Source organism: Bordetella genomosp. 9, assembly GCF_002119725.1.
Lineage (GTDB): Bacteria > Pseudomonadota > Gammaproteobacteria > Burkholderiales > Burkholderiaceae_B > Bordetella_C.
In genome coordinates this window covers 2,623,492-2,644,738 of record NZ_CP021109.1, presented here as the reverse complement: position 1 = coordinate 2,644,738, position 21,247 = coordinate 2,623,492, and the positions used below count along the sequence as shown (strand labels likewise).

At 68.1% G+C, this 21,247-nt stretch carries 19 protein-coding genes and 1 pseudogene; 10 read left to right on the top strand and 10 right to left on the bottom strand.

Features of this window, described 5'->3' with window-relative positions; translation table 11 throughout:
* Positions 1 to 12: 12 nt before the first annotated feature.
* The 3 genes from CAL13_RS12150 to CAL13_RS12140 all read right to left on the bottom strand — a co-directional run bounded on the left by CAL13_RS12150 (position 13) and on the right by CAL13_RS12140 (position 3,263).
* Positions 13 to 699 (bottom strand): aspartate/glutamate racemase family protein, encoded by a 687-nt coding sequence (locus CAL13_RS12150; protein WP_232462615.1) that lies wholly within the window; start codon positions 697 to 699, stop codon positions 13 to 15.
* A gap of 58 nt (positions 700 to 757) precedes the next feature.
* Positions 758 to 2,197, bottom strand: coding sequence for an N-acyl-D-amino-acid deacylase family protein (locus CAL13_RS12145; protein ID WP_086072539.1), 1,440 nt, complete (start codon positions 2,195 to 2,197; stop codon positions 758 to 760).
* Positions 2,198 to 2,321: 124 nt separating this feature from the next.
* Positions 2,322 to 3,263 (bottom strand): Bug family tripartite tricarboxylate transporter substrate binding protein, encoded by a 942-nt coding sequence (locus tag CAL13_RS12140; RefSeq protein ID WP_086073630.1) that lies wholly within the window; start codon positions 3,261 to 3,263, stop codon positions 2,322 to 2,324.
* 266 nt (positions 3,264 to 3,529) lie between these two features.
* Between CAL13_RS12140 and CAL13_RS12135 the strand changes: the two are divergent.
* A pseudogene (locus CAL13_RS12135) lies at positions 3,530 to 4,402 on the top strand (LysR family transcriptional regulator); the annotation flags it as partial.
* A 210-nt stretch (positions 4,403 to 4,612) separates the two neighbouring features.
* The gene (locus CAL13_RS12130) at positions 4,613 to 5,251 is read left to right on the top strand and encodes a glutathione S-transferase family protein (protein WP_086057618.1); all 639 of its coding nucleotides are present in this window, start codon (positions 4,613 to 4,615) and stop codon (positions 5,249 to 5,251) included.
* 74 nt (positions 5,252 to 5,325) lie between these two features.
* Here CAL13_RS12130 and CAL13_RS12125 read toward each other — a convergent pair whose 3' ends face one another.
* Genes CAL13_RS12125 through CAL13_RS12115 form a run of 3 tightly spaced genes read right to left on the bottom strand, consistent with a single transcriptional unit; the run spans position 5,326 to position 7,729 of the window.
* A complete protein-coding gene (locus CAL13_RS12125; RefSeq protein WP_086057617.1) occupies positions 5,326 to 6,120 on the bottom strand; it encodes an ABC transporter permease in 795 nt (264 codons plus the stop codon).
* Positions 6,117 to 6,770, bottom strand: coding sequence for an ABC transporter ATP-binding protein (locus CAL13_RS12120; RefSeq protein WP_232467652.1), 654 nt, complete (start codon positions 6,768 to 6,770; stop codon positions 6,117 to 6,119). The genes CAL13_RS12125 and CAL13_RS12120 overlap by 4 nt, the downstream gene beginning before the upstream one ends.
* Positions 6,770 to 7,729 carry a LysR family transcriptional regulator gene (locus CAL13_RS12115; RefSeq protein ID WP_086072538.1) on the bottom strand — a complete coding sequence of 320 codons (960 nt, stop codon included), beginning with the start codon at positions 7,727 to 7,729 and terminating at the stop codon, positions 6,770 to 6,772. Before CAL13_RS12115 ends, CAL13_RS12120 begins: the two co-directional genes overlap by 1 nt.
* A 145-nt stretch (positions 7,730 to 7,874) precedes the next feature.
* Here CAL13_RS12115 and CAL13_RS12110 point away from each other — a divergent pair, with 145 nt between their 5' ends.
* A complete protein-coding gene (locus tag CAL13_RS12110) occupies positions 7,875 to 9,227 on the top strand; it encodes an MFS transporter (RefSeq protein WP_086072537.1) in 1,353 nt (450 codons plus the stop codon).
* Here the strand turns inward: CAL13_RS12110 and CAL13_RS12105 are convergent.
* From CAL13_RS12105 to CAL13_RS12095, 3 genes are all read right to left on the bottom strand, one after another.
* Positions 9,175 to 10,044: a DMT family transporter gene (locus CAL13_RS12105; protein WP_086072536.1), complete on the bottom strand. Its 870-nt coding sequence runs from the start codon at positions 10,042 to 10,044 to the stop codon at positions 9,175 to 9,177. The two genes, CAL13_RS12110 and CAL13_RS12105, sit on opposite strands and share 53 nt — an antisense overlap.
* 31 nt (positions 10,045 to 10,075) lie before the next feature.
* Positions 10,076 to 10,459: a DUF423 domain-containing protein gene (locus CAL13_RS12100; protein WP_086072535.1), complete on the bottom strand. Its 384-nt coding sequence runs from the start codon at positions 10,457 to 10,459 to the stop codon at positions 10,076 to 10,078.
* A 97-nt stretch (positions 10,460 to 10,556) separates the two neighbouring features.
* Positions 10,557 to 11,789 carry an MFS transporter gene (locus CAL13_RS12095; RefSeq protein ID WP_086072534.1) on the bottom strand — a complete coding sequence of 411 codons (1,233 nt, stop codon included), beginning with the start codon at positions 11,787 to 11,789 and terminating at the stop codon, positions 10,557 to 10,559.
* A gap of 331 nt (positions 11,790 to 12,120) precedes the next feature.
* Here CAL13_RS12095 and CAL13_RS12090 point away from each other — a divergent pair, with 331 nt between their 5' ends.
* Complete coding sequence (locus CAL13_RS12090; RefSeq protein WP_086073628.1) at positions 12,121 to 13,725, top strand: ABC transporter permease; 1,605 nt, start codon at positions 12,121 to 12,123, stop codon at positions 13,723 to 13,725.
* A 2-nt stretch (positions 13,726 to 13,727) separates the two neighbouring features.
* Positions 13,728 to 15,038, top strand: a complete 1,311-nt coding sequence (locus CAL13_RS12085) for an ABC transporter ATP-binding protein (protein WP_198297843.1) — start codon at positions 13,728 to 13,730, stop codon at positions 15,036 to 15,038.
* A gap of 3 nt (positions 15,039 to 15,041) precedes the next feature.
* Here the strand turns inward: CAL13_RS12085 and CAL13_RS12080 are convergent, their stop codons facing one another.
* On the bottom strand, positions 15,042 to 16,199 hold the full coding sequence (locus tag CAL13_RS12080) for a metallophosphoesterase (protein WP_086072532.1): 1,158 nt from the start codon (positions 16,197 to 16,199) through the stop codon (positions 15,042 to 15,044).
* 113 nt (positions 16,200 to 16,312) lie between these two features.
* Here CAL13_RS12080 and CAL13_RS12075 point away from each other — a divergent pair, with 113 nt between their 5' ends.
* The 5 genes from CAL13_RS12075 to CAL13_RS12055 all read left to right on the top strand — a co-directional run bounded on the left by CAL13_RS12075 (position 16,313) and on the right by CAL13_RS12055 (position 21,221).
* Positions 16,313 to 17,260: a VTT domain-containing protein gene (locus CAL13_RS12075; RefSeq protein ID WP_086073627.1), complete on the top strand. Its 948-nt coding sequence runs from the start codon at positions 16,313 to 16,315 to the stop codon at positions 17,258 to 17,260.
* 6 nt (positions 17,261 to 17,266) lie between these two features.
* Complete coding sequence (gene xerD / locus CAL13_RS12070; RefSeq protein WP_086072531.1) at positions 17,267 to 18,235, top strand: site-specific tyrosine recombinase XerD; 969 nt, start codon at positions 17,267 to 17,269, stop codon at positions 18,233 to 18,235.
* A 344-nt stretch (positions 18,236 to 18,579) separates the two neighbouring features.
* Positions 18,580 to 19,257, top strand: coding sequence for a DNA oxidative demethylase AlkB (gene alkB, locus CAL13_RS12065; protein WP_086057609.1), 678 nt, complete (start codon positions 18,580 to 18,582; stop codon positions 19,255 to 19,257).
* A 468-nt stretch (positions 19,258 to 19,725) separates the two neighbouring features.
* Positions 19,726 to 20,391 carry a carbonic anhydrase gene (locus CAL13_RS12060; protein ID WP_086072530.1) on the top strand — a complete coding sequence of 222 codons (666 nt, stop codon included), beginning with the start codon at positions 19,726 to 19,728 and terminating at the stop codon, positions 20,389 to 20,391.
* Positions 20,391 to 21,221, top strand: coding sequence for a MetQ/NlpA family ABC transporter substrate-binding protein (locus CAL13_RS12055; protein WP_420042394.1), 831 nt, complete (start codon positions 20,391 to 20,393; stop codon positions 21,219 to 21,221). The genes CAL13_RS12060 and CAL13_RS12055 overlap by 1 nt, the downstream gene beginning before the upstream one ends.
* The last annotated feature ends 26 nt before the right edge of the window (positions 21,222 to 21,247 follow it).

Here is a 21,247-nt window from a genome sequence, read left to right as displayed (position 1 = left end):
AGGCCGGGCGTCCTACGCGGCGCGCGCCGCGACGTCCTGATCGGCCTGATAACGCTGGATGACGGCCAGGGCCAGCGCGTCGATGGAATCCGTCATGGGGACGTCGAATTCGCCGCGCCGGTCATGCGGGATGGCCAGCGGCAGCTCGGTACAGCCGAGCGCGACGGCCACGGCGCCGCGCGAGGCGAGCAGGCGCACGCAGGCCGCCGCCGGCTCGAAGGCTTCGGACAGCCGGTTCGCCTTGACCGCCAGGATCGACTTCGTGCAATAAGCCACCTGTTCCTCTTCGCTCGGCACCACGCATTCGTAGCCGTGCCGTTCCAGATGGCGCTGGTACAGTCCGAGCCGGAGCGTGGCTTCCGTTCCCATCAGCCCGATCTTGCCGCTATGGATGCCGCGCCGGCGCAGGTCTTCCACCACCGATTCGATGATGTGCAGCACCGGCGCGCGCGATGCCTTGACCATGGCGTCGTACCACAGGTGCGCGGTATTGCAGGGGATGGCGATCAGCCGCGCGCCGCTGTCGTTCAGGAAGCGGATGCCCCGCAGCAGATAGGGCAGGGGATCCTCGCCGCCGCGGGTGGCGGCGGTGCGGTCGGGCACGCGGGGATCGTTGAGCAGCAGCGCCGGGATATGGTCCTGGTCGCGGTCGGCGGGGGTAAGGGCGGACAGCCGCAAGGCGAAGGCGGCGCCCGCCATGGGGCCCATGCCGCCCAGGACGCCGAGATAGCAGCCGGGGTGCGCGTCGTTCAATGCATTACTCCGATTTTCGGGAAGGGCTCAGGATTCTGCCGGGCCGTTCCGTGCCGGCGGCGCCGTCGCGCCAGACCTGGCGGCCATTGACCCACACGCCCTGAATGCCCTGGCTGACCTGTATCGGAGCCTCGAAAGTGGCGCGATCTGACACGCTATCGGGGTCGAACAGGACCAGATCCGCATAATAGCCCGGTTGGATCAGTCCCCGCTCGGACAGGCCATAGTTGCGCGCGGCGAAGCCGGTCATTTTATGGACGGCTTCCTCCAGCGACATCGCCGCCTGCTCGCGCACCAGGGTGCGCAGCACGTTGGTAAACGTGCCCCACTGGCGGGGATGGGGATGCGGGTCGAAGGGCAGGCCGTCCGACCCCACCATGGCGAGGCGGTGCGTCATGATCCGGCGCACGTCCGCTTCGTCCATCAGGAAATAGATGGCGCCCGCGGGCGACAGCGCCTTCAGCGTCTCCTCGTCGCTCAGGCCGAGTTCGCGCATCACCTCGTCGAAATCGCGGCCCTTGGCCTGCGGATAGCCCTTGGACCAGGTGATCATCGTGCGGCGCGCGATGCGAACCCGATCCAGCCGCAGCATGGTCGAGGTGGCCGGATAGGGATGGCAGTCCAGACAGACCGGCTGCATGGCGCTGGCGCGCTCCATCATCGCCAGCGTTTCGGCGGAGCGGCCGTGGTTCTTTTCGCCTGCCAGCTTATGGTGCGAAAACACCACCAGGCAATCGAGCGCGCGGCCGATGTCCAGGGCTTCCTGCATCGCCGGCACGATGTGATCGGCCTCGTCGCGCAGATGCGTGGCGTAGAGGCCGCCGCGCGCGCGGATGGGCTCGCCCACCTGGATGATTTCCTGGGTGGGCGCGTGCGCGGCGGGGGGATAGAAGGTGCCGGTGGACATGCCGAAAGCGCCGGCGTCCAGCGCTTCCTCCATCAGCGCCCGCATCGCCGCGATTTCCGCGTCCGTGGCGGCGCGGCCGGTGTCGGCCATGGCGGCCACCCGCAAGGTGGTGTGTCCGACCAGCGGGATGACGTTGACCGCGGGCGGCGCCGCTCGCAGGGCATCGAGCCAGGCCGCAAAGGTCTGGAAGCGGAACAACGATGGGGGGCCGAGCAGGTCCAGCGGCTGCGGCACCTCGTCGCGCACCAGCGGCGCCAGGCTGATCCCGCAATTGCCGGTGACCACCGTGGTGATGCCCTGCGATACCTTGGGCGTCATGTCGGGGTGCGCCAGCAGATAGCCGTCGTCGTGGGTGTGCGAATCGATGAAGCCCGGCGCCACGACATGGCCGCGAGCGTCCAGGCTGGGCACGTCGCCCGCCTCGAAACGCCCGACGCCGGCGATGCGTTCGCCGGCAATGGCGACATCGGCCTCGTACCGGGCCTTGCCGCTCCCATCGACGATGGTGGCATTCCGGATGATCAGGTCAGCTTGCATATCAACCCTGTATAAGACGCCGGGACGCCGGCGGATCCGGCCTTGCCGGTCCGCCAGCGTCCCGACCTTCGATGGGGAAGCGCGGCAGCGCTTCGGGGGCGGGCTTTTCCAGCGTTGAGGGGCCCTAGTCCAGTTTTTCGATCTTGGCGGTTTCGATGATCTCGTGCCACTTGGCCGTTTCGCGATCGATCAACTGCTTGAAGTCCTCGGGGCTGCCGCCGGCGGGCACGGCGCCCAGCGTGGCCAGGCCTTCACGGACCTGAGGCGCCTTCAGCGCCTGTTGGATATCGGCGTTCATCTTGGCGACGATGTCCTTCGGCGTGCCGCGCGGCGCCACGACGCCGCCCCAAGCCACGGTCTCGTAGCCTTTCAGGCCGGCCTCGTCCAGCGTCGGAATGTCGGGGAACAGGGCCAGGCGCTTCAGGCTGCTGACGCCCAGGGCGCGCACTTTGCCGCTCTTGACCAGCGGGCCGGCTTCGGAGGAATTGGCGAACAGGTAGTCGATACGGCCGCCGAGCAGGTCCTGGATGGCGGCGGGACCGCCGTTGTAGGGGATGAACATGACGTCGATCTTCGCCATGCTTTTGAACAGTTCACCGCCCATATGGCCGGTGGTGCCCACGCCCGGCGCGCCATAGGAAAGCTTGCCGGGGTTCTTGCGCGCCGTGTCGATCAGCTGCTGCACGGTCTGGATCGGCGATTCGGCCGGCACGACCAGCACGTTGTACAGGTCGAACATGTGGATCACCGGCTCCAGGTCCTTGTCCACGTCGTAGGGCAGCTTCTTGAACAGTGAGCGGTTGACCGCGAGCGTATTGATGTTGCCGTAGCCCACGGTATAGCCGTCGGGCGCGGCGCGCTTGATCAGGCTGACGCCGATATTGCCGGCGGCGCCCGGACGGTTTTCGACGATCACCGACGCGCCGGTCTCCTTGGACAGCTGGGTGGTGATCAGGCGCGACAGGACATCGGGCGAGCCGCCCGCTGCCGACGGCACAATGAAGGTGACCGGCCGGTCGGGCCAGTCTGAGCCTGCGGCGGCGGCGCTGCCGGCGATCGCGATCATGGCCGCGGCGGCGGCCCAGCGGCGGAACTGCTTTAGTGTGGACATCGTCCATTCCCCTTGTGCGTGAAGGCCGCTTTCTCGGGCGGCCGGAAACCAGGATTTGCTCCCCGCACGGCCTGGCGCGGCAACGCAGCGATCGGCGCCACGCGCCTGATTGGCGGGGAGGACAGGACACTAACACCGGCTCTTGCCGTGGCGCATATCAAAAAATATGGAAAACCTATAATCCGGCGTTATTCAAATGTGTTTGCAAGGGGCCGCCGGGCATGGATGAAGACGGTTTGACGTCGTGGGAAGCGCCGCCGCGCGGCGAGTCCGGCCCGCGGCCGCCGCTCAACCTGCGTCAGATCGAAGTCTTTCGCGCCATTATGCTGTCCGGCTCGATCAGCGGCGCCGGGCGCATGCTCCACGTGTCCCAGCCGGCGGTCAGCCGGGTTCTGGCCCTGATGGAAAGCCGGCTGCGCTACCCCCTTTTCGAGCGCTCGCGCAGCCGCCTGACGCCGACCGCGGAGGCGCGGCGGCTTTATGCCGAAGTGGAACAGGTGTATGGCGGCATCCAGCGTGTGAACGAGCTGGCTGCCAGTCTGGGCGAGGCTGGCGCCGGCATGCTGCGCGTGGTTTCCAGCGCGAGCTTCGGCCAGCGCATGGTCCCAATGGCGCTGCGGGCGCTGCGCGCCGCGCGGGCGAACGTGCGGGTCGACTACCGCAGCGCCACCTTCGACGAACTTCCCGGGCATTTTTTGGGCGGCCACGCCGATATCGCGGTTTCCATGCAGCCGCCGGACCATCCCAACCTGACCGCGGTCGAACTGGGTCGCAGCCCGGTCGTCTGTCTGCTGCCCAGGGAGCATGCGCTGGCGGCGCGCCAGGTCATCCGGCCGGACGATTTCAGGTCCGGCGCCTGGGTGGGCTACCCGGTGCAGACGCCGCTGGGCACGGCCTTGCGGTCGTTCTTCGGCGCGGCGGGGATGCCGCCGGCGGCGGTGGAAGTGCATTCGCCGGTCACCGCGGCCGCTTTCGTCCAGCAGGGGCTGGGACCGGGGCTGGTCGATGCATGGTGCGTCGGCCCGGAGCTGCGCCGTTCGGTTGCGCTGCGGCCCATCGATCCACCGGCGCACGTAGGCATCTGGGCCACGTATTCGGATCTGCAGCCCCTGCCTCTGATGGCGCGGCGCTTTCTGGCGGTTCTGCGCAAGGTCATCGCCAGCGAACCGGCCCCGGGCAGGGCGATCCCGATCCGCGGACTGCCGTTACCGACTGATGCGTTCCCCGGCGCGCCGGCGGTGTACAGTCATCGAGCACTTCAGTCGCAAGCGGGCCGCGTGAACCATCGCGGGGGGAGCCACGCCATGACGCACTACGAACTGATCGGCTCGCGCGGCTGCGGGTCCGCCATCGTCGAGGCCGCCTTGCGCCTGACGGGCCTGGACATGCGGCTCACCGATATTCCCTATTTGAAACCAGGCCCCGGGCGCGAGCGTCTGCTGACGCTGAATCCGCTGGGCCAGGTGCCGACGCTTATCCTTCCCGGCGGGGCAGTGCTGACCGAAAGCGCCGCCATGATCCTGCATCTGAACGATGCCGCGCCGCACGCCGGTCTGGCGCCGGCGCCGGGGAGCATCCAGCGGGTGCGATTCTTCGAGCTGCTCATACGCCTGACGGCGGCCGTCTACCCCACCTTCACCTTCGGCGATCATCCGTCGCGCTGGACCGGCGAGGGCGAAGCCGCCAGGCGGCTGCGGGCGGCCACCGACGCGCGCCGCGAAATGCTCTGGCGCAACATCGAGCAGCAGGTCGGCGCGCCGCACGTCCTGGGCGATCAGCTGACCGCGCTGGACCTGTATGTGACCGTGATGACGCACTGGCGGCCGCGCCGCCGCTGGTTCGACGAGCATTGCCCGCGCCTGGCCGCGATCGCCGATCAGGCGGCCGCGCACTCCCAGATCGCGGATGTCCTGCATCGGCATTTTTCCGGCGCGGGAGACTGAGCCCGCGCCGCAGCCGCTGCGGCGCGATTCCGGCTGTCCGCACGCCCCGGGCAGCGCTTTCCCAGGTGTGCAGGCTAGTCCATCAGCCGGTCCAGGCGCAGCCGCGCCCGGGTGTCGGTCAGCCGGCGCATCGCCGCGAAAGCCGCCCCCATGGCGGCCAGCGCGCTGGCGCCGGCCAGCAGGAACATGATCAGGATCTGGTATTTGACCGCCTCCACCGGGTCCATGCCGGCGATGATCTGGCCGGTCATGATGCCGGGCAGGGTGATGATCCCCGCGGCGGACATCTGATTGATGGAAGGCACGATGCCGCGCCGTATGGCGGCTCGCAGCAGCGGGCCGAAGGCTTCGCGGGCGGTGGCGCCCAGGGCCAGCCGGGCTTCGATCCCGGCCTTTTCGCGCCGGACCCCGGCCAGCATGCCATCCAGCGCCAGGCTGGCGGCATTCAATACGCTTCCCAGGACGATGCCGACCAGCGCGATGACGTAGCGGGCGTCATACCAGGGGTCGGGGCGCAAGGCGGTATGCAGGATGAAAAGCGCGGTCACCGCGGTGGTGGCGGCGACGGTAAGCGCCGCCACCCAGGCGTTGCCCAGTCCGCGCAGCCTGACCTTCGGGCGGGCTGCCACTTCGCGCGCCGCCAGGGCCATCATGACGGCTACCAGCGCCGCGGTGGTCCAGGCGCTGTTGTGCGCGAAAACCAGGCGCAGCAGATGGCCGACCAGCAGCAGCTGGATCACCGTCCGGACCGCTCCCCATATGATCTGCCGCGCCATGTCCAGGCGCAGCAGCAGCGACACCAGGGCCGTCAGAGCGACAAGACTGGCCGCGATGGTGAGATCCGCGGTGTGCAGTTCGATGACGTTCATGGCGCCGCCTCCAGGCGTCCGTCGCGGATAAGCAGGGTGCGGCGCGCCAGGCGCCGCGCCTGTTCCCGGGCATGCGTCGCGATGATGGCGATGCGCCCCTCGCCCAGACGCGCCAGGATTTCCGTTTCCACCCGCGCGGTCGCGTCGGCGTCCAGGGCCGCGGTCGGTTCATCCATCAGCAGCACGGCAGGGTCGTTCGCCAGCGCGCGGACCAGCGCCATGCGCTGGCGCTCGCCCGTGGACAGTTCGTGCACCTGCGCCGACAGCAGATGGGCGTCCAGCCCCAGGCGCGCCATCAGTGCGTCGATGCCGGCATTTGCCGCCCCGGCGGGGAAGTGCGGCGCCACGCGATCGTCCCACCAGCCTGCTTCGGCCTGGCAATAGGCGACCTTGCGGCGCCACGCCGGCGCGGGCATGTCGCGGCGGGCCTTGCCATCGAGCCAGACCTCGCCCGTACCGGGGTCCAGGTCGGCGATCTGGCGCAGCAGCAAAGACTTGCCGGCGCCGGAAGGACCCATGATGGCGACGCATTCGCCCGGTGCGACCTGCAGGTCGACGCCCGTAAGCGTACGCGTGGAGACGTTTTTCAGGACCAGCCCGGCGGGCAGGGGATCGGACGACGTGTGGGGCATGGTTGCGAAGGCGGACATCAATGGTGTGGGGCGCGGCCTCGCCGCCGCGGGGCCGGCCGGACGTTCGGCGCGGATGACGGCGCATCCCGGGTCGTGCCGGCGTGCGTCATGACCTCGACCGCGTTGCGCACGGCCTGCGAGGGCGGATGCAGAGGATAGGCCAGTTCCAGCAGGGCGCGCGGCGCATCCCCGCGCAAGGGCACATAGCGGATACCTTCGGAGTGGACATGGCGCAGGCTTTCAGGGACGAGGGAAATGCCGAAACCCGCCGCGACCAGGCTGACGATGGACGCCATCTGCGGCGCTTCCTGGCCGATGCGGGGCCGGAACCCCGCGCGCAGGCAAGCGGCGTAGATGGCGTCGTACAGGCCGGAGCCCACCGGACGGGGGAACAGCACGAAGGGCTCATCGCGCAGGTCCGCCACGCGCAGGCTTTTGCGCCCGGCAAGAGGATGGCCGGCCGGCAGCGCGGCCAGCATGGCTTCATCGACAATGCGCCGGGCGCCGTACTGCTCATCGAGGGCATACGGCGGGCGCAGGAAGGCCACGTCGACCTCGCCCCGGCGCAGGGATTCGACCAGCACCCCCGTATTGCCTTCCCGCAGCGCCACGCGTACCCCTGGATACTCGTCCCGATAAGCCCGCAGCGCCCGCGCCAGGGCCGGATGGAAGACGGACGAAGCCGTGAACCCCACCGTCAAGGTTCCCGATTCGCCCCTGCCGAGACGGCGTGCCTGGTCCGCGGCGCGGGCGGCTGCGTTGAGCACGTCGCGGCTGTCCGCCAGGAACTGTTGTCCCGCTTCGGTCAGTTCGATGCCGCGCGGCAGCCGGAGGAACAGCGGAGCCCCCAGTTCGTCCTCGAGCTGGCGGATCTGCTGGCTGAGCGGGGGCTGGCCGATGCCCAGGCGCGCGGCCGCCCGTGTGAAATTCTTTTCCTCGGCGACGGCGACGAAGTAGCGCAGATGGCGCAATTCCATATTTTCTCGATATGGTTGGATGCAGTTCCATATATTGGACAGATAGCCCGAATCTGTCTACCGTATCGGCATCGACAGGCGGCCGCGCCGTTTCACGCTTGAAGGGGTCTTCGGGCCGGCGCCGTCCGTCTTGCAGCCTTTCACCATGACATCCCCATCGACCACACGTGCCGCAGGCCAGCCGCGACAGGAGCAGGCGCCGGCGGCGCGCCTGACTCGCGGCACCGCGGGTTACCGCAATGCCAATTGGGCGCTGTTCGCCGCCGGCTTTTCCACCTTCTCGCTGATGTATTGCGTGCAGCCGCTGCTGCCGCTGTTCGCCGATCACTTCGGCATATCGCCCACACAAAGCAGTCTTTCGCTGTCACTGACCACGGGGCTGCTGGCCCTGGCCATCTTCATCGTCGGCTTCTGGTCCAGCCGCCTGCCGCGCAAACCCATCATGGCGGTCTCGCTGTTCGCTTCCGGCGTGCTGACGCTGGCGGCGGCGCTCATGCCGGACTGGCACGCCTTGCTCGCGGTGCGGGCGCTGCAGGGACTGGTCCTGGGCGGTGTGCCCGCGGTCGCCATGGCCTACCTGGCCGAGGAGGTCGCGGCATCCGATCTGGGTTTCGCCATGGGGCTGTACATCGGCGGCAGCGCTTTCGGCGGCATGGCGGGGCGCGTCATGACCGGCCTTGTGGCCGACCATGCGGACTGGCGCGTGGCGATGATGACGGTAGGGTTGCTGGGCATTGCGTCGGCGGTCCTGTTTGTGCTGAGTCTGCCGCCGTCGCGCCACTTCACGCCGCAGCGCGGCGGCGGCTGGCGCGCCGCGCGCCAGGGTTTCGCGGCGCATCTGGCGGACGTGAATCTGCTGTCGCTTTTCGCGCTGGGATTTTTGCTGATGGGCGGGTTCGTCACCCTCTACAACTACGCCGGATTCCGATTGATGGCGCCGCCGTATTCGCTGAGCCAATCGCTGATCAGCGCCATTTTCACGGTGTATCTGGTCGGCATCTTCGCGTCGGCGCTATTCGGGCGCCTGGCGGACCGCCACGGCCGGGGCGCCATGTTGTGCCTGGGCGTGGGCACCATGCTGGCGGGTACGCTGCTGACACTGTCGCCGGTGCTGGGCGTGCTGGTGGCCGGCGTCGTCCTGGCCACCTTCGGGTTCTTCGCCGCGCATTCGGTCGCCAGCGGATGGGTGGGGCAGCTCGCGCGCGGCTACAAGGCGCAGGCTGCGTCGCTGTACCTGCTGGCGTACTACCTGGGCTCCAGCGTGCTTGGTTCCGTGGGCGGAAAGTGCTGGGAGGCGGCCGGCTGGACCGGCGTGGCGGCGCTGATCGGCGCATTCCTGGTCCTGGGCTTGATTCTGGCCGCGCGCCTGTACCGCGTGGCCGGCGCCGCCCGCAATGCGCAAGACAAGGCGGGAACCGGGCCTGCCGGCGCATCGCCCGCCGGAGCTACGTCGCAGCCCTGCGCTCGCCCCGCATGGCCTCACGCAGAATCAGAGTAAGCCCGGCCACAACGATCACCAGGGCGCCCAGCCACGTCAGCGCGTCGGGCGCTTCCCGCCACACCATCCAGCCCAGCAGCGCCGCCCACACCAGGCCCATATAGTCGAACGGCGCCACTACCGACGCGGGCGCGATGCGAAACGCCTGCGTGATCAGCGTCAGTCCCATCGTGCTGAACAGCGCCACGCCCGCAAAGAATGGCCAGTGCGATGGGTCCGGCGTCCGCCAGAACCAGGGCAAGGGGAGCGCGCTGCAAACGAGCTGCGCCGCGACGATGTACAAGCCCATGGTCAGCACGCTTTCTCCCGGTCCGATCGCACGGGCGGTAATCATCATGAACGCGTAAAGCACGGCCGTGGCAAGCGGCAGCAGCGCGGCTGCATCGAATCCCGCCGAACCGGGGCGCACGATCAACACCACGCCCGCGAAGCCCGCAACGAGGGCCGTCCATTGCACCGCGTCCACCCGCTCCTTGAGCAGGAGCACCGACAGCAGCGTAACGCACAGCGGCGCTGCATAGGAGATGGCGGTTGCCTCGGCAAAGGGCAGATAACGCAGGCCGGTGTAGAAGGCGACGGCCGAAATCACGTTGATGGCGCCCCGCAGCAGATGAATGCCGGGATGCCGGGTGCGCAAGGCATGGCGGCCGCCCAGCATCATGACGATGCCTGCCACGAAGGGCAGCGCGATCGTAGCGCGCAGGAAAAGAATCTGCACCGGCGAATAGGCGCTTCCCAGCCACTTTGCGATGGCATCGCTGACGGTCAGGCAAAGCACGCCGCACAGGATGCAGGCGATGCCGCGCCCGGCGTTCATCCGTTGGGCTTGCCTCACGGCGGCCCCGCGTTCAGCGCCCGGATGCCGGGCTCCAGGCGGCCCAGGCGACGATGGCCCATGCAACCAGGAAGGCCGCGCCGCCGATGGGGGTGATGGCGCCGAGCCAGCGGACGCCCGTGGCGGACAGCAGATACAAACTGCCGCTGAAAAGCACGATGCCGGCAAACATCAGCCAGCCTGCCAGCGTCCAGAGCGTGCCGCCGTAGCGTGCGCCGAGGGCCGCGAGCGCCAGCAGGCCCAGCGCGTGGGCGATGTGGTAAGTGACGCCCGTCTGCCAGACGGCGAGCATTTCCGAAGACAGTACCTGCCGCAGGCCATGCGCGCCGAAGGCGCCCGCGCCCACGGCCAGGAACATATTGATTGCGCCCAGGAATACGAATATGCGGTCGGTCATCGGAGTAACGTCGTCGGGGAATACGAAGCAGCCTGCGCCCGCACATTAAACAATAGTTCTTGGCGGCGGGTAATGGGCCGGCCGGCCCCGCGACCGCTCAGGTGTTGGGAACGTTGTGCAGCGAGCGCAGCCGGCGCAGTTCGGGATACCACCACATCCACAAAGCCGCCACGGCGATGGTCCCCGCGCCGCCGATCACGACCGCCGCGACCGGTCCCGTGGCGGCGGCCATCACGCCCGCGCGGAACTCGCCCAGCTGGTTCGATGTGCCGACGAACAGCATATTGATGGCGCTGACCCGCCCGAGCATTTCGTTGGGCGTGTTCAGCTGTACGAGCGACGAGCGCACCACCACGCTGATGGCGTCCGCCGCGCCCAGCACCGCCAGCGCCGCCACCGACACGGGAATGGAGCGCGAATAACCGAATACCACGGTCGCCACGCCGAAGACGAACAGCGCGCCGAACAGCGTCATGCCGATGTTGCCGTCCAGACTGCGCCGGCCCAGCACCAGCGCCATCGCCGCCGCGCCGACCGCCGGGGCGGCGCGCAGCGCCCCCAGCGCCCATGGGCCTGCCTGCAGGATGTCCTTGGCGAATACCGGCAGCAGGGCGGTGGCGCCGCCCAGCAGCACGGCGAACAGGTCCAGCGACAGCGTGCCAAACAGGATGCGCCGGCGGGCGATGAAGGAGAAGCCGGCGAACAGCGTGCGCCAGGTCGTCGGCTCCTTGCGCGCCGGCGGGCCTTCGGTTTTCATGCGCAGCATCGAGTACAGACCGGCCAGGTAGAAGACAGCCGCCAGTGCGTAGACCCAGCCGGCGCCCAGGCCGTAGCCGACGCCGCCCAGTGCCGGCCCGGCGATCTGCGCGACCTGGTTGGACGAAGTGGACAGCGCCGTGGCGCGGGGGATCAGCGCACGCGGCACCACCGCCGGGATCAGCGCGGGCAGGGTGGGCGCTTCAAAGGCGCGCGCCGAGCTGATGGCGATGATGGCGGCGTAGACGATCAGGTGGTTCGCCGCGCCGGCCAGTGATACGGCCGCGAGCACGAGCGCGGCCAGGGCTTCGACGGCCATGCATATCGCCACGATGCAGCGCCGGTCGTAGCGGTCGGCCACATGTCCGACCACCAGCGTCAGCACCAGCATCGGGCCGAACTGCGCAAGTCCGATCAATCCAAGGTCCAGCGCGCTGCCGGTCAGCGCATAGATCTGCCAGCCGACGGCGACGGAGACGATCTGATAGGCCAGCGATGCGGCAAACCGCGCCAGCAGGAAATGGGCGAAGGCCGGCCGGGTAACGAGACGGTCGGCGCCGTCGGTCGTGGACATGGGAGCAGGTTGCTCGGGGGACGGGAAGAAGCCGCAGATCGTAAACCAATTCGCCGCGGGGATGGCATGCGTTGACGTTCAGTTTTGCGTCATGTCGCGGCGATGGACGCATGGCCGGGCGCCGTGATACCGTGCGCACGCCTTCGCGGGCTGCCCCGTTCGCCCGCGACCGTGACGTGGTTTTTGCCTGTGGGAGCAGGGCGTGTTTCCGATATCCGAATTCAAGCCGGCGGTCGGCTCGGCGCAGGGCCGCGGACCCAATCGCTGGGATTGGGCACTGCTGCCTCTGGTGCTTGGCATCCTGGCGGCGCTCGCCTTCGGCGCGTCGCAGATGGCCAAGCCGTACGCAGTGGGTACGCCGCTGCCGATCTCGCTGGATCCCGCCTATCTGCCGTATTACCTGTTGCGCACCACGCTGCGCATGTTCATGGCTTTGGGAGCGTCGCTGATCTTCAGTTTCGCGTTCGCCGCCGTGGCGTCGAAGTCGCGCGTGGCCGAAAAGATTCTGGTGCCCGCCGTGGACATCCTGCAGTCCATTCCCATCCTGGGCTTTCTTTCGATCACGGTCACCGGCTTCATTGCGCTGTTTCCGGGGCGTCTGCTGGGTGTCGAGTGCGCGGCCATCTTCGCGATTTTCACCTCGCAGGCCTGGAACATGGCCCTGAGCCTGTATCAGTCCATACGCACCGTGCCGTCGGAGCTGAACGAGGCCGCCCGCGTTTTCCGCCTGAGCGGCTGGCAGCGCTTCTGGCGCCTGGAGCTGCCCTACGCCACGCCCGCGTTGCTTTGGAACATGATGCTGTCCATGTCGGGGGGCTGGTTCTTCGTGGTCGCCTCCGAAGCGATCACGGTGTCGAACCAGGACATCAAGCTGCCCGGCATCGGGTCGTACATTGCCGTGGCGATCGATGCGCAAAATGTGCGGGCCATCGTCTATGCGATCGTCGCGATGGCCGTCGGCATCCTGCTGTACGACCAGTTGTTTTTCCGCCCGCTGCTGGCATGGGCGGACAAGTTCCGCTTCGAGGACGCCCAAAGCAATACCGCTCAGCAATCATGGCTGCTCGATTGGCTGCGGCGCGCGCGATTGACGCGCGCCTGGACCGAGGCCGTCGCCCAGCGCGCGCAGGGCGCCCTGGGCTGGTTCCGCCGTCCTTACGACGGGACTTCGGTGCGCGCCCGCAGCCGGGGCGGCAACCCCCATGTCCAACGCGCCGTGGACGCCATCTTGGCCGCGCTGGCGCTGATCGCCGTCTGGCGGCTTGCGGTATTCGTCCATGGCGAGGTCGGCTGGGGCGAAGTCGCGCACGTGTTCTGGCTCGGCCTGATCACACTGCTCCGCGTCCTGGTGCTGATCGCGATCGCGTCTCTTGTCTGGGTGCCGGTGGGCATCGCGATCGGCCTGCGGCCGCGCTGGTCGCAGCGGATCCAGGCGCTGGCGCAGCTGCTGGCGGCGTTTCCGTCGAACCTGCTGTTTCCGCTGGCCGTCATTGTCATCGTGGCCTGGAAACTCAATCCCGAGATCTGGCTCAGTCCGCTGATGGTCTTCGGCACGCAGTGGTATATCTTGTTCAACGTGGTGGCCGGGGCCACCACCATCCCCAGCGACCTGCGGTACGCCGCCGACAACCTCGGCCTGAAAGGCTGGCTGAAATGGCGGCGTTTCTATCTGCCCGCGGTGTTTCCCAGCTTCGTCACCGGCGCGATCACGGCCAGCGGCGGTTCCTGGAACGCCAGTATCGTCGCCGAGGTCGTGACCTGGGGCAACACCACGCTGACCGCGACGGGGTTGGGAGGCTATATCGCCGACATGACGACGCGTGGCGATTTCCCGCGCATCGCGCTCGGCATCGGCGTCATGTGCATTTTCGTGATGGGGTTGAACCGCTTCCTGTGGCGCCGCCTGTACCTGCTGGCGGAAAAGTGGAGCCGATGACGATGAAGGCCGAAAAGAATCTGCTGGACCTGAGCGGTGTCAGCAAGGTGTTCCGCACCGCCGATGGAGCGATCCGCTCGGTGCTCGAGAACGTCGATTTCCATCTGCGGGAAGGCGAGATCGTGGCGCTGCTCGGCAAATCCGGATCGGGCAAATCGACGCTGCTGCGGATCATGGCGGGCTTGATTCCGGCGGACCAGGGCAGCGTCCATTATCGCGGCCAGCCCTTGTACGGGCCCGCGGCGGGCATTGCGATGGTGTTCCAGTCCTTTGCCCTGTTTCCCTGGCTCACCGTGCGCCAGAATGTGGCGCTTGGGCTCGAAGCCCAGGGCGTGCCGGCGGCCGAGCGGGAGCAGCGCGCCGAGGCCGCGCTGGAGCTGATCGGACTGGCGGGATTCGGCGGCGCGCTGCCGCGCGAGCTGTCGGGCGGCATGCGCCAGCGTGTCGGCATCGCCAGGGCGCTGGCCACCGATCCGGACGTGTTGCTGATGGACGAGGCGTTTTCCGCGCTGGACGTGCTGACCGGGGAGTCGCTGCGCGACGATATGCTGGAGCTGTGGGAGGAACGGCGCATCGGTACGCGCGGCATCCTGGTCGTATCGCACAACATCGAGGAGGCCGTGATGATGGCGGACCGCATCCTCATTTTTTCCAGCGACCCGGGCCGCGTGCGCGACGAAATACGCGTCGGCCTGCCGCGTCCGCGCAATGCCGAATCTGCCGAAGTCCGCGCGCTGGTCGACCAGGTCTATTCGCTCATGACCGCCAAGCCCCAGCCTTCGGCCGCCGCAGGCGCCGCCTTGCCCGCCGTGCACCAGGCCTATCGCTTGCCGGATGCCAACGTCGGCACGATGGAAGCCGTGCTGGAGCTGCTCGCCGAACCGCCCCTTAACGGGCGCGCCGACTTGCCCCGCCTGGCAGAGGAGGCCGGATTGCCGGATGAGGAACTGTTCCCCGCCTACGAAGCGCTGGGGCTGCTCGGGCTGGCGGTGGTAGAGCAGGGCGATATCGCACTGACGCCGGTGGGCCGCCGCTACGCGGCATCCGAGCAGCAGGAGCGCCAGGAGATTTTCGGCAGGCAGTTGCTGGCGCACATTCCGCTGGCGGCCAGTATCTGCCACTCGCTTCAGCAGGAGCCAACCGGGGAGTTGCCGGAAAAACAGTTCCTGGACGTGCTGGAAGGTTTTCTCAAGCCCGACGAAGCCGAACGCGTGCTCAAGGTGGCGGTGGAGTGGGGGCGTTACGGCGAGGTCTACGGTTACGACTATCACACCGGCCGGCTGCACCTGCCGACGGCGCCGGCATCCGAGTAGCCGCTACAGGCGCGCGGGCACCAGCCGGATGCGGGTGATTTCCGACGGAGCGCCGACGCGCTTGGGCGGGCCCCAGTAGCCGGTGCCCCGGCTGGTATAGACCCACAACCGTCCCAGTCTGCGCAGCCCGGCCGTGAAGGGCTGCTGCAGGCGGACAAAGAAATTCCAGGGCAGGAACTGGCCGCCGTGGGTATGCCCGGACAGCTGCAGGGTGTAGCCCGCCGGCTCGGCGGCGAAGGCGCTGCGCGGCTGGTGCGCCAGCAGGATGCGCACGGCGGCATCGGGCGGCGCGCCCAGCAGCGCCCCGCGCGGATCGCTGCGCTGCGCGGGGTCGAATTGGCCCGCGCTGTAGTCCGTGACGCCGGCGAGCACCAGCGGCGTCCCCCCATGCGCGATCACGACATGCCGGTTCGACAGCACGCACAAGCCCATCCTTTCGAATTCCGCCACCCATTCACGGGCGCCGGAGTAGTACTCGTGATTGCCCGTGACCAGGTAGACGCCGTGGCGCGCGCGCAGTTGGCCCAGCGGTGCGGCATGCGGCGCCAATTGATGCACCGGGCCGTCCACCACATCGCCCGTGATGGCGACCACGTCGGCCTCCATCCGGTTCACGGCGGCGACGATGGCCTCGACATAGGGACGCCGGATGGTGGGACCGACGTGGATGTCGCTGATCTGCGCGATCGTGAATCCATCCAGGGCGGGCGGCAGGCCAGCGATCGGCACGTTGACCGTGACAATGCGCGCGCGCCGCCGGGCATTGAACAGGCCGACCAGCGTCAGCAACAGCGCCAGGACGGGCACCCATAGCGCGGACGACCCGCGCAGGGCGGTTTCGTCGGCCGGCACACCGCGCAGCGCGTCCGCCGCCCACACGGCGAACAGCAACACGTCGCGCAGCAAGGTCAACACGAAGAGCGAGGAGAAAAACCCCATCGCCAGCAGGCCGGCCCACGCCGCTGCCCGGCCCCACGATGGCGGCAGCTGCCGGGCGCGCGCGCCCAGCGGGATGAGCAGGCAGGACAGCGCCAGGTAAAGGGCCCCCAGCCAGCGCGCCGCCTGCGGGATGGGCGCATCCGGAAGCAGCCGCAGCGCGATGTAGAGATGCACGAGAATGCCGATGGCGAGGATGCGGTTGATAATGGGAGGGCGGCGCATGCGTGATTCTCCGCCGAATTGAAAAATTGTCGGCGCGCCCCCATTATCCGGCATGGCGGCGCCTTCCCATTGCCGCGCAGGCCGGTGCCGCCGTTGCGTATTGCGAGAACACTTTGAAAGACATCCAGACCCTGCTGCTGGCCCACGGCCCGCTGCTGGTATTTGTGAACGTATTGCTGGAGCAGGCTGGCCTGCCGATTCCCGCCTATCCCTTGCTGGTCGTGGCCGGCGCCCTGGTGCTGCACGGCGACCTGTCCTGGCCCCTGACCCTCGGCGCGGCGGTGCTGGCTTGCCTGATCGCCGATGCGGCCTGGTTCGCGGGCGGCCGGCGGTTCGGCGCCGGTCTCCTGAGCACGGTGTGCCGCGTTTCCATATCCCGCGATTCCTGCATCCGGCAGACGCAATCGCTCTACTGGCGCACCGGGCCGCGCGTATTGCTGGTGGCGAAGTTCCTGCCGGGCGCAAGCGCCTTGTCCACCGTGATGTCGGGCTTCGCCGGGCTGCCGTTCCGCACCTTCCTGTCCTATGACGCGGCGGGCTCGCTGATCTGGGCGGGGTCCGCGCTGATTGTCGGCATCGCCTTCAACGACATGGTCGGCGTGGTGCTGGACGCGCTCGCGGAATACGGCGGTTATGGTTTGCTCGCCGTGGCGGTGGCGCTGGCGCTTTACCTGACCTACCGCTGGATACGCCGGGCGCGCACGATCCGGCGTTTTGCGCACGTGCGGCGGGTCACGCTGGACGAACTGGAAGAGATGCGGGCCGCCGGCTGCGTGCCGGTCCTGATCGACGTGCGCGCCAATAGCGAACAGCCCCTGCCGGGCGCGGTCGCGGTCGATCCGCACGTCAAGGCCGCCGACGGCCGCTTCCCCTGGCCGCTGGACGCGCATATCGTCGTCTATTGCGCCTGCCCCCAGGAGATTTCGGCGGCCGTCATGGCGGACCGCCTGCTGAAGGCGGGGTACCGCAACGTGTCCGCGCTGGCGGGCGGCTATGACGCCTGGGTGGCGCGCCAGCGGACGGCGCAGGGGCCGGGTGAGCCCGCGCCCTCGAGAGGTTGATCCAGGATGGCGAGCAGCGCCGGTTCGCGGCCGCGCTCGGCGCGGCGGGTCAAGCAGGATGCCCCTTCGCTTCAGAGCCGCCAGGACATCGACCCCTCGGTGGCGGAGTTTCTCGATGCGCTATGGCTGGAGGACGGCCTGTCACGCAATACGCTGAACGCGTATCGCAACGATCTGGCGGCCTTCGACGTCTGGCTGCATGAACACGAGGGGCGCCGTATCTGCGCAGCACGGGCGGGGGACATCGAAAGCTGGTTCGCAGCCGTGCATGGCGATACGCGCCCGACCACGGCCAACCGCCGCCTATCGGCCCTGCGCCGTTATTTCCAGTGGGCCCTGCGCGAACGGCGCATCGCCAGCGATCCCTGTCTTTCCGTGCGGTCCGCGCGCCAGCCGCTGCGAACGCCGAAGACGCTGTCCGAAGCGCAGGTGGAATCGTTGCTCGCGGCCCCGCGCGTGGAGACCGAGCTGGGTCTGCGCGACAAGGCCATGCTGGAGACCCTGTACGCCACCGGACTCAGGGTATCCGAGCTGGTCGGACTGGCCGCGCTGGACGTCAATCTGAACGAAGGCGTGGTGCGCGTGGTGGGCGGCAAGGGCGGCAAGGACCGGCTGGTGCCGCTGGGGGCCGAGGCGGCCCACTGGATCGACCGCTACGTCCGTCATTCCCGGCCGCTGCTGCTGGCCGGCCGGCAGTGCGATGCCCTGTTCGTGACTGTCCGAGGCGAGGCGATGCATCGTCAGACCTTCTGGCTGATGGTGGGGCGCTATGCCAGAGAGGCCGACATACGCGCCCCGATATCGCCGCACGTGCTGCGCCACGCTTTCGCGACGCATCTCGTCAATCATGGCGCCGACTTGCGCGTGGTGCAGATGCTGCTCGGCCATGCGGATATTTCGACAACGCAGATCTATACCCACGTAGCGCGCGAACGGTTGAAGACGCTGCACGCGCAGCACCATCCTAGAGGTTGAGCCCACCCCCGAAGCGCTGGCGCGCTTCCCCCTCGAGGGGGCGCGCCTGCGGACCGGCGAAGCCGGATCCGCGGCGCCCCGGTAGGTGGTGCTGCTTTTGTGGCGTGGCTTGTAAGCGAAGGGGTTCGCCATGAAGCGTTCGGCGTTTGCCCCTCGAGGGGGCGCGCCTGCGGAGCGGCGGAGCCGGATCCGCAGCGCCCCGGTAGGTGGTGCTGCTTTTGTGGCGTGGCTTGTAAGCGAAGGGGTTGCCATGGCTGGCTCTTTGGGACGCGCTGGGGACGGTGGCGCCGGCGGCGGGCGAGGTTTACGTAGGGCCTCGATGGGGTGGGATCTACAATGGCGGGATGGCTTATCCATCACTTCCCGGCGCTTCCGGTGACCTGTTCGGCGCCCCGGATGAGGAAGCGCCGTGGGACGAACCGATCGCGCCGGGCGCCGTGCTGCTGCGTCGCTACGCCTGCGGCCGCGCGCCGGCGCTGCTGGCGGCGGTGAAAGCGATTGCGGCGGCGGCGCCTTTTCGTCACCTGGAAACGCCCGGGGGCCAGCGGATGTCGGTGGCCATGACGAACTGCGGGACCCAGGGCTGGATTTCGGACCGGCGTGGCTATCGCTATGGGGCGGAGGATCCCTTGTCCGGCCGGCCCTGGCCCGCCATGCCGGACGTGTTCATCGACCTGGCGCGGGAAGCGGCCGCGCGTGCCGGTTATGCGGATTTCGCGCCGCAGGCCTGCCTGATCAACCTGTACCGGCCCGGTGCGCGGCTGTCGCTGCATCAGGACCGCGATGAGCTCGACCTGCGCGCGCCCATCGTCTCCATCTCCCTGGGCTTGCCCGCCGTATTCCTGTTCGGCGGCCTGCAGCGCAACGACCGCCCGCGCCGCTTCACGGTGCAGCACGGCGACATCGCCGTATGGGGCGGCCCGTCGCGCCTGGCCTTCCACGGCGTCGCACCCCTGCGCGACGGAACCCATCCCGCCACCGGCCCAAGCCGCGTCAACCTGACCTTCCGCAAGACCGCCTGAACAAACGTTCCAGCGCAACCGGGCGCCATACCAACGTAGCGCTTCCCGCAGCGGCCCATTCGGTGCCAGGCCCCTTACACAAGAGCACGGCCTAACGACGCGCCACCCCAAGAAGCCCTGCCGATCCGTCCGCCGCCGATCCGGAAGGAGCCGTGCCCATTCGGCCACCGCTGACCGGGAAGGAGCAGTGCCCATCCAATCACCGCGGATCCAGAAGGAGCATTGCCCATCGGAACACCGCAGCTCCAGAAGGAGCAGTGCCCATCAGAGAATCACCGCCCCAGAAGGAGCAGGCCTGATCGGGGCGCCGCGGATCCGGCTTTGCCGGTCCGCAGGCGCGCCCCCTCGAGGGGGAAGCGCGATAGCGCTTCGGGGGTGGGCTTATATTTGAAGCGCGATAGCGCTTCGAGGGGTGGCCTTCCTCTAGCTAAAATGTGCGACGCGATTTCAAATTCAGGCAGATCAAAGATGGATAAGACTTTCGATTTTCCCGGGCGGCTGACCGCCGGGTACCAGGCTTTTCTGACGAGTCGCTTTCCTTCCGAGCGGGCGCGCTTCCGTCAATTGGCGGAAGTGGGGCAGAGCCCGGAAATCATGGTCATCGGCTGCTGCGACTCCCGCGTCGCGCCCGAGCTGATTTTCGACGCCGGGCCGGGCGAGATTTTCGTGCTGCGCAACGTCGCCAACCTGGTGCCGCCGTACGAGCCGGATTCCCACTATCACGGCACCAGCTCGGCCATCGAGTTTGCCGTGAACGGCTTGAACGTGAAGCACATCGTGGTGATGGGCCATGCGGCCTGCGGCGGCATCCGTTCCTATTACGACCATGCCGAGCCCTTGGCCAAGGGCGATTTCATCGGCAAGTGGATGTCGCAGATCGGGGAAACGGCGAACAAGCTGAATCTGGGTGGCGAGCGGGACGCGGATCTGCGCCGTCTGGAATGGGCGGTGGTGGAACACAGCCTGAATAACCTGATGACCTTCCCGTATATCCGGCAGCGCGTCGAGCGTGGCGAGCTGCAACTGCATGGCGCGTACTTCGGCGTGGCAACCGGCCTGCTGTTCATCCGCGATCCACGCACCGGCGAGTTCCATCCCTTCGGGGAGGGGCCGGCCGACGACAGCGCCGCCTGATGCATCCCGCCCGCATCCCGCGTCGTCGCATGCTGCGCGGGCTCGGCGCGGCGGCGGGCCTGGCATGGGTTCCCGCCGTCACGCGCGCCATCGCGCAACCGGCTCCCTTGCGCATCGGCGTCATCGCCAGCATTGCAAACGAGGCGACGGAAATCGCCATCGATCAGGCGCGGCTTGAGGGCGTCAATGCCAAGCTGGTCGAATTCGCCGATTGGGTCATGCCGAATGTCGCCACGGTGGACGGCTCCATCGACGCCAACTTCTTCCAGCACGCGCCGTTTCTGGACGTGTTCAACCGCAGTCGCGGGGCGAATCTGGTCCCCATTGCCTACGGCTATTCCACCACCATCGGCCTGTTCTCGAAGAAGATCAAGCGCGGCGAGCCGATTCCGCAGGGCGCGTCCATCGGCATCCCGGCCGACCCTGTCAATACCGGCCGGGCCCTGCTGCTGTTGCAGTCCATGGGGCTGATCGTCCTGAAGCCCGGCGTGGCCGAACGGGCCACGCTGCTGGACGTGCAGGACAACCCGCGCAATCTGAAATTCGTCGCGATCGAAGGGGCGCAGGCCTCGCGCTCTTTCGATGACGTCACTGCGTCGGTCACGTACACGACCTTCGCGCGCCACGGCGGCCTGGACGAAAAAGACGGCCTGGCCTTCGACAACCAGGACCCCGCCAATGTGCGGCGCTACGCCATCCGCTGGGTGACCCGGCCCGAGCGCGCCCAGGATCAACGCTTGTTGAAGTTCATCGCGGTCTATCAGCGCTCGCCGGAGGTCAAGGCGACGCTGCGGCGTCTTTATGGCGACCTGATCGACTTTCCCTGGTAGGGACGTCTTTTCATCTGCTCAAGGAC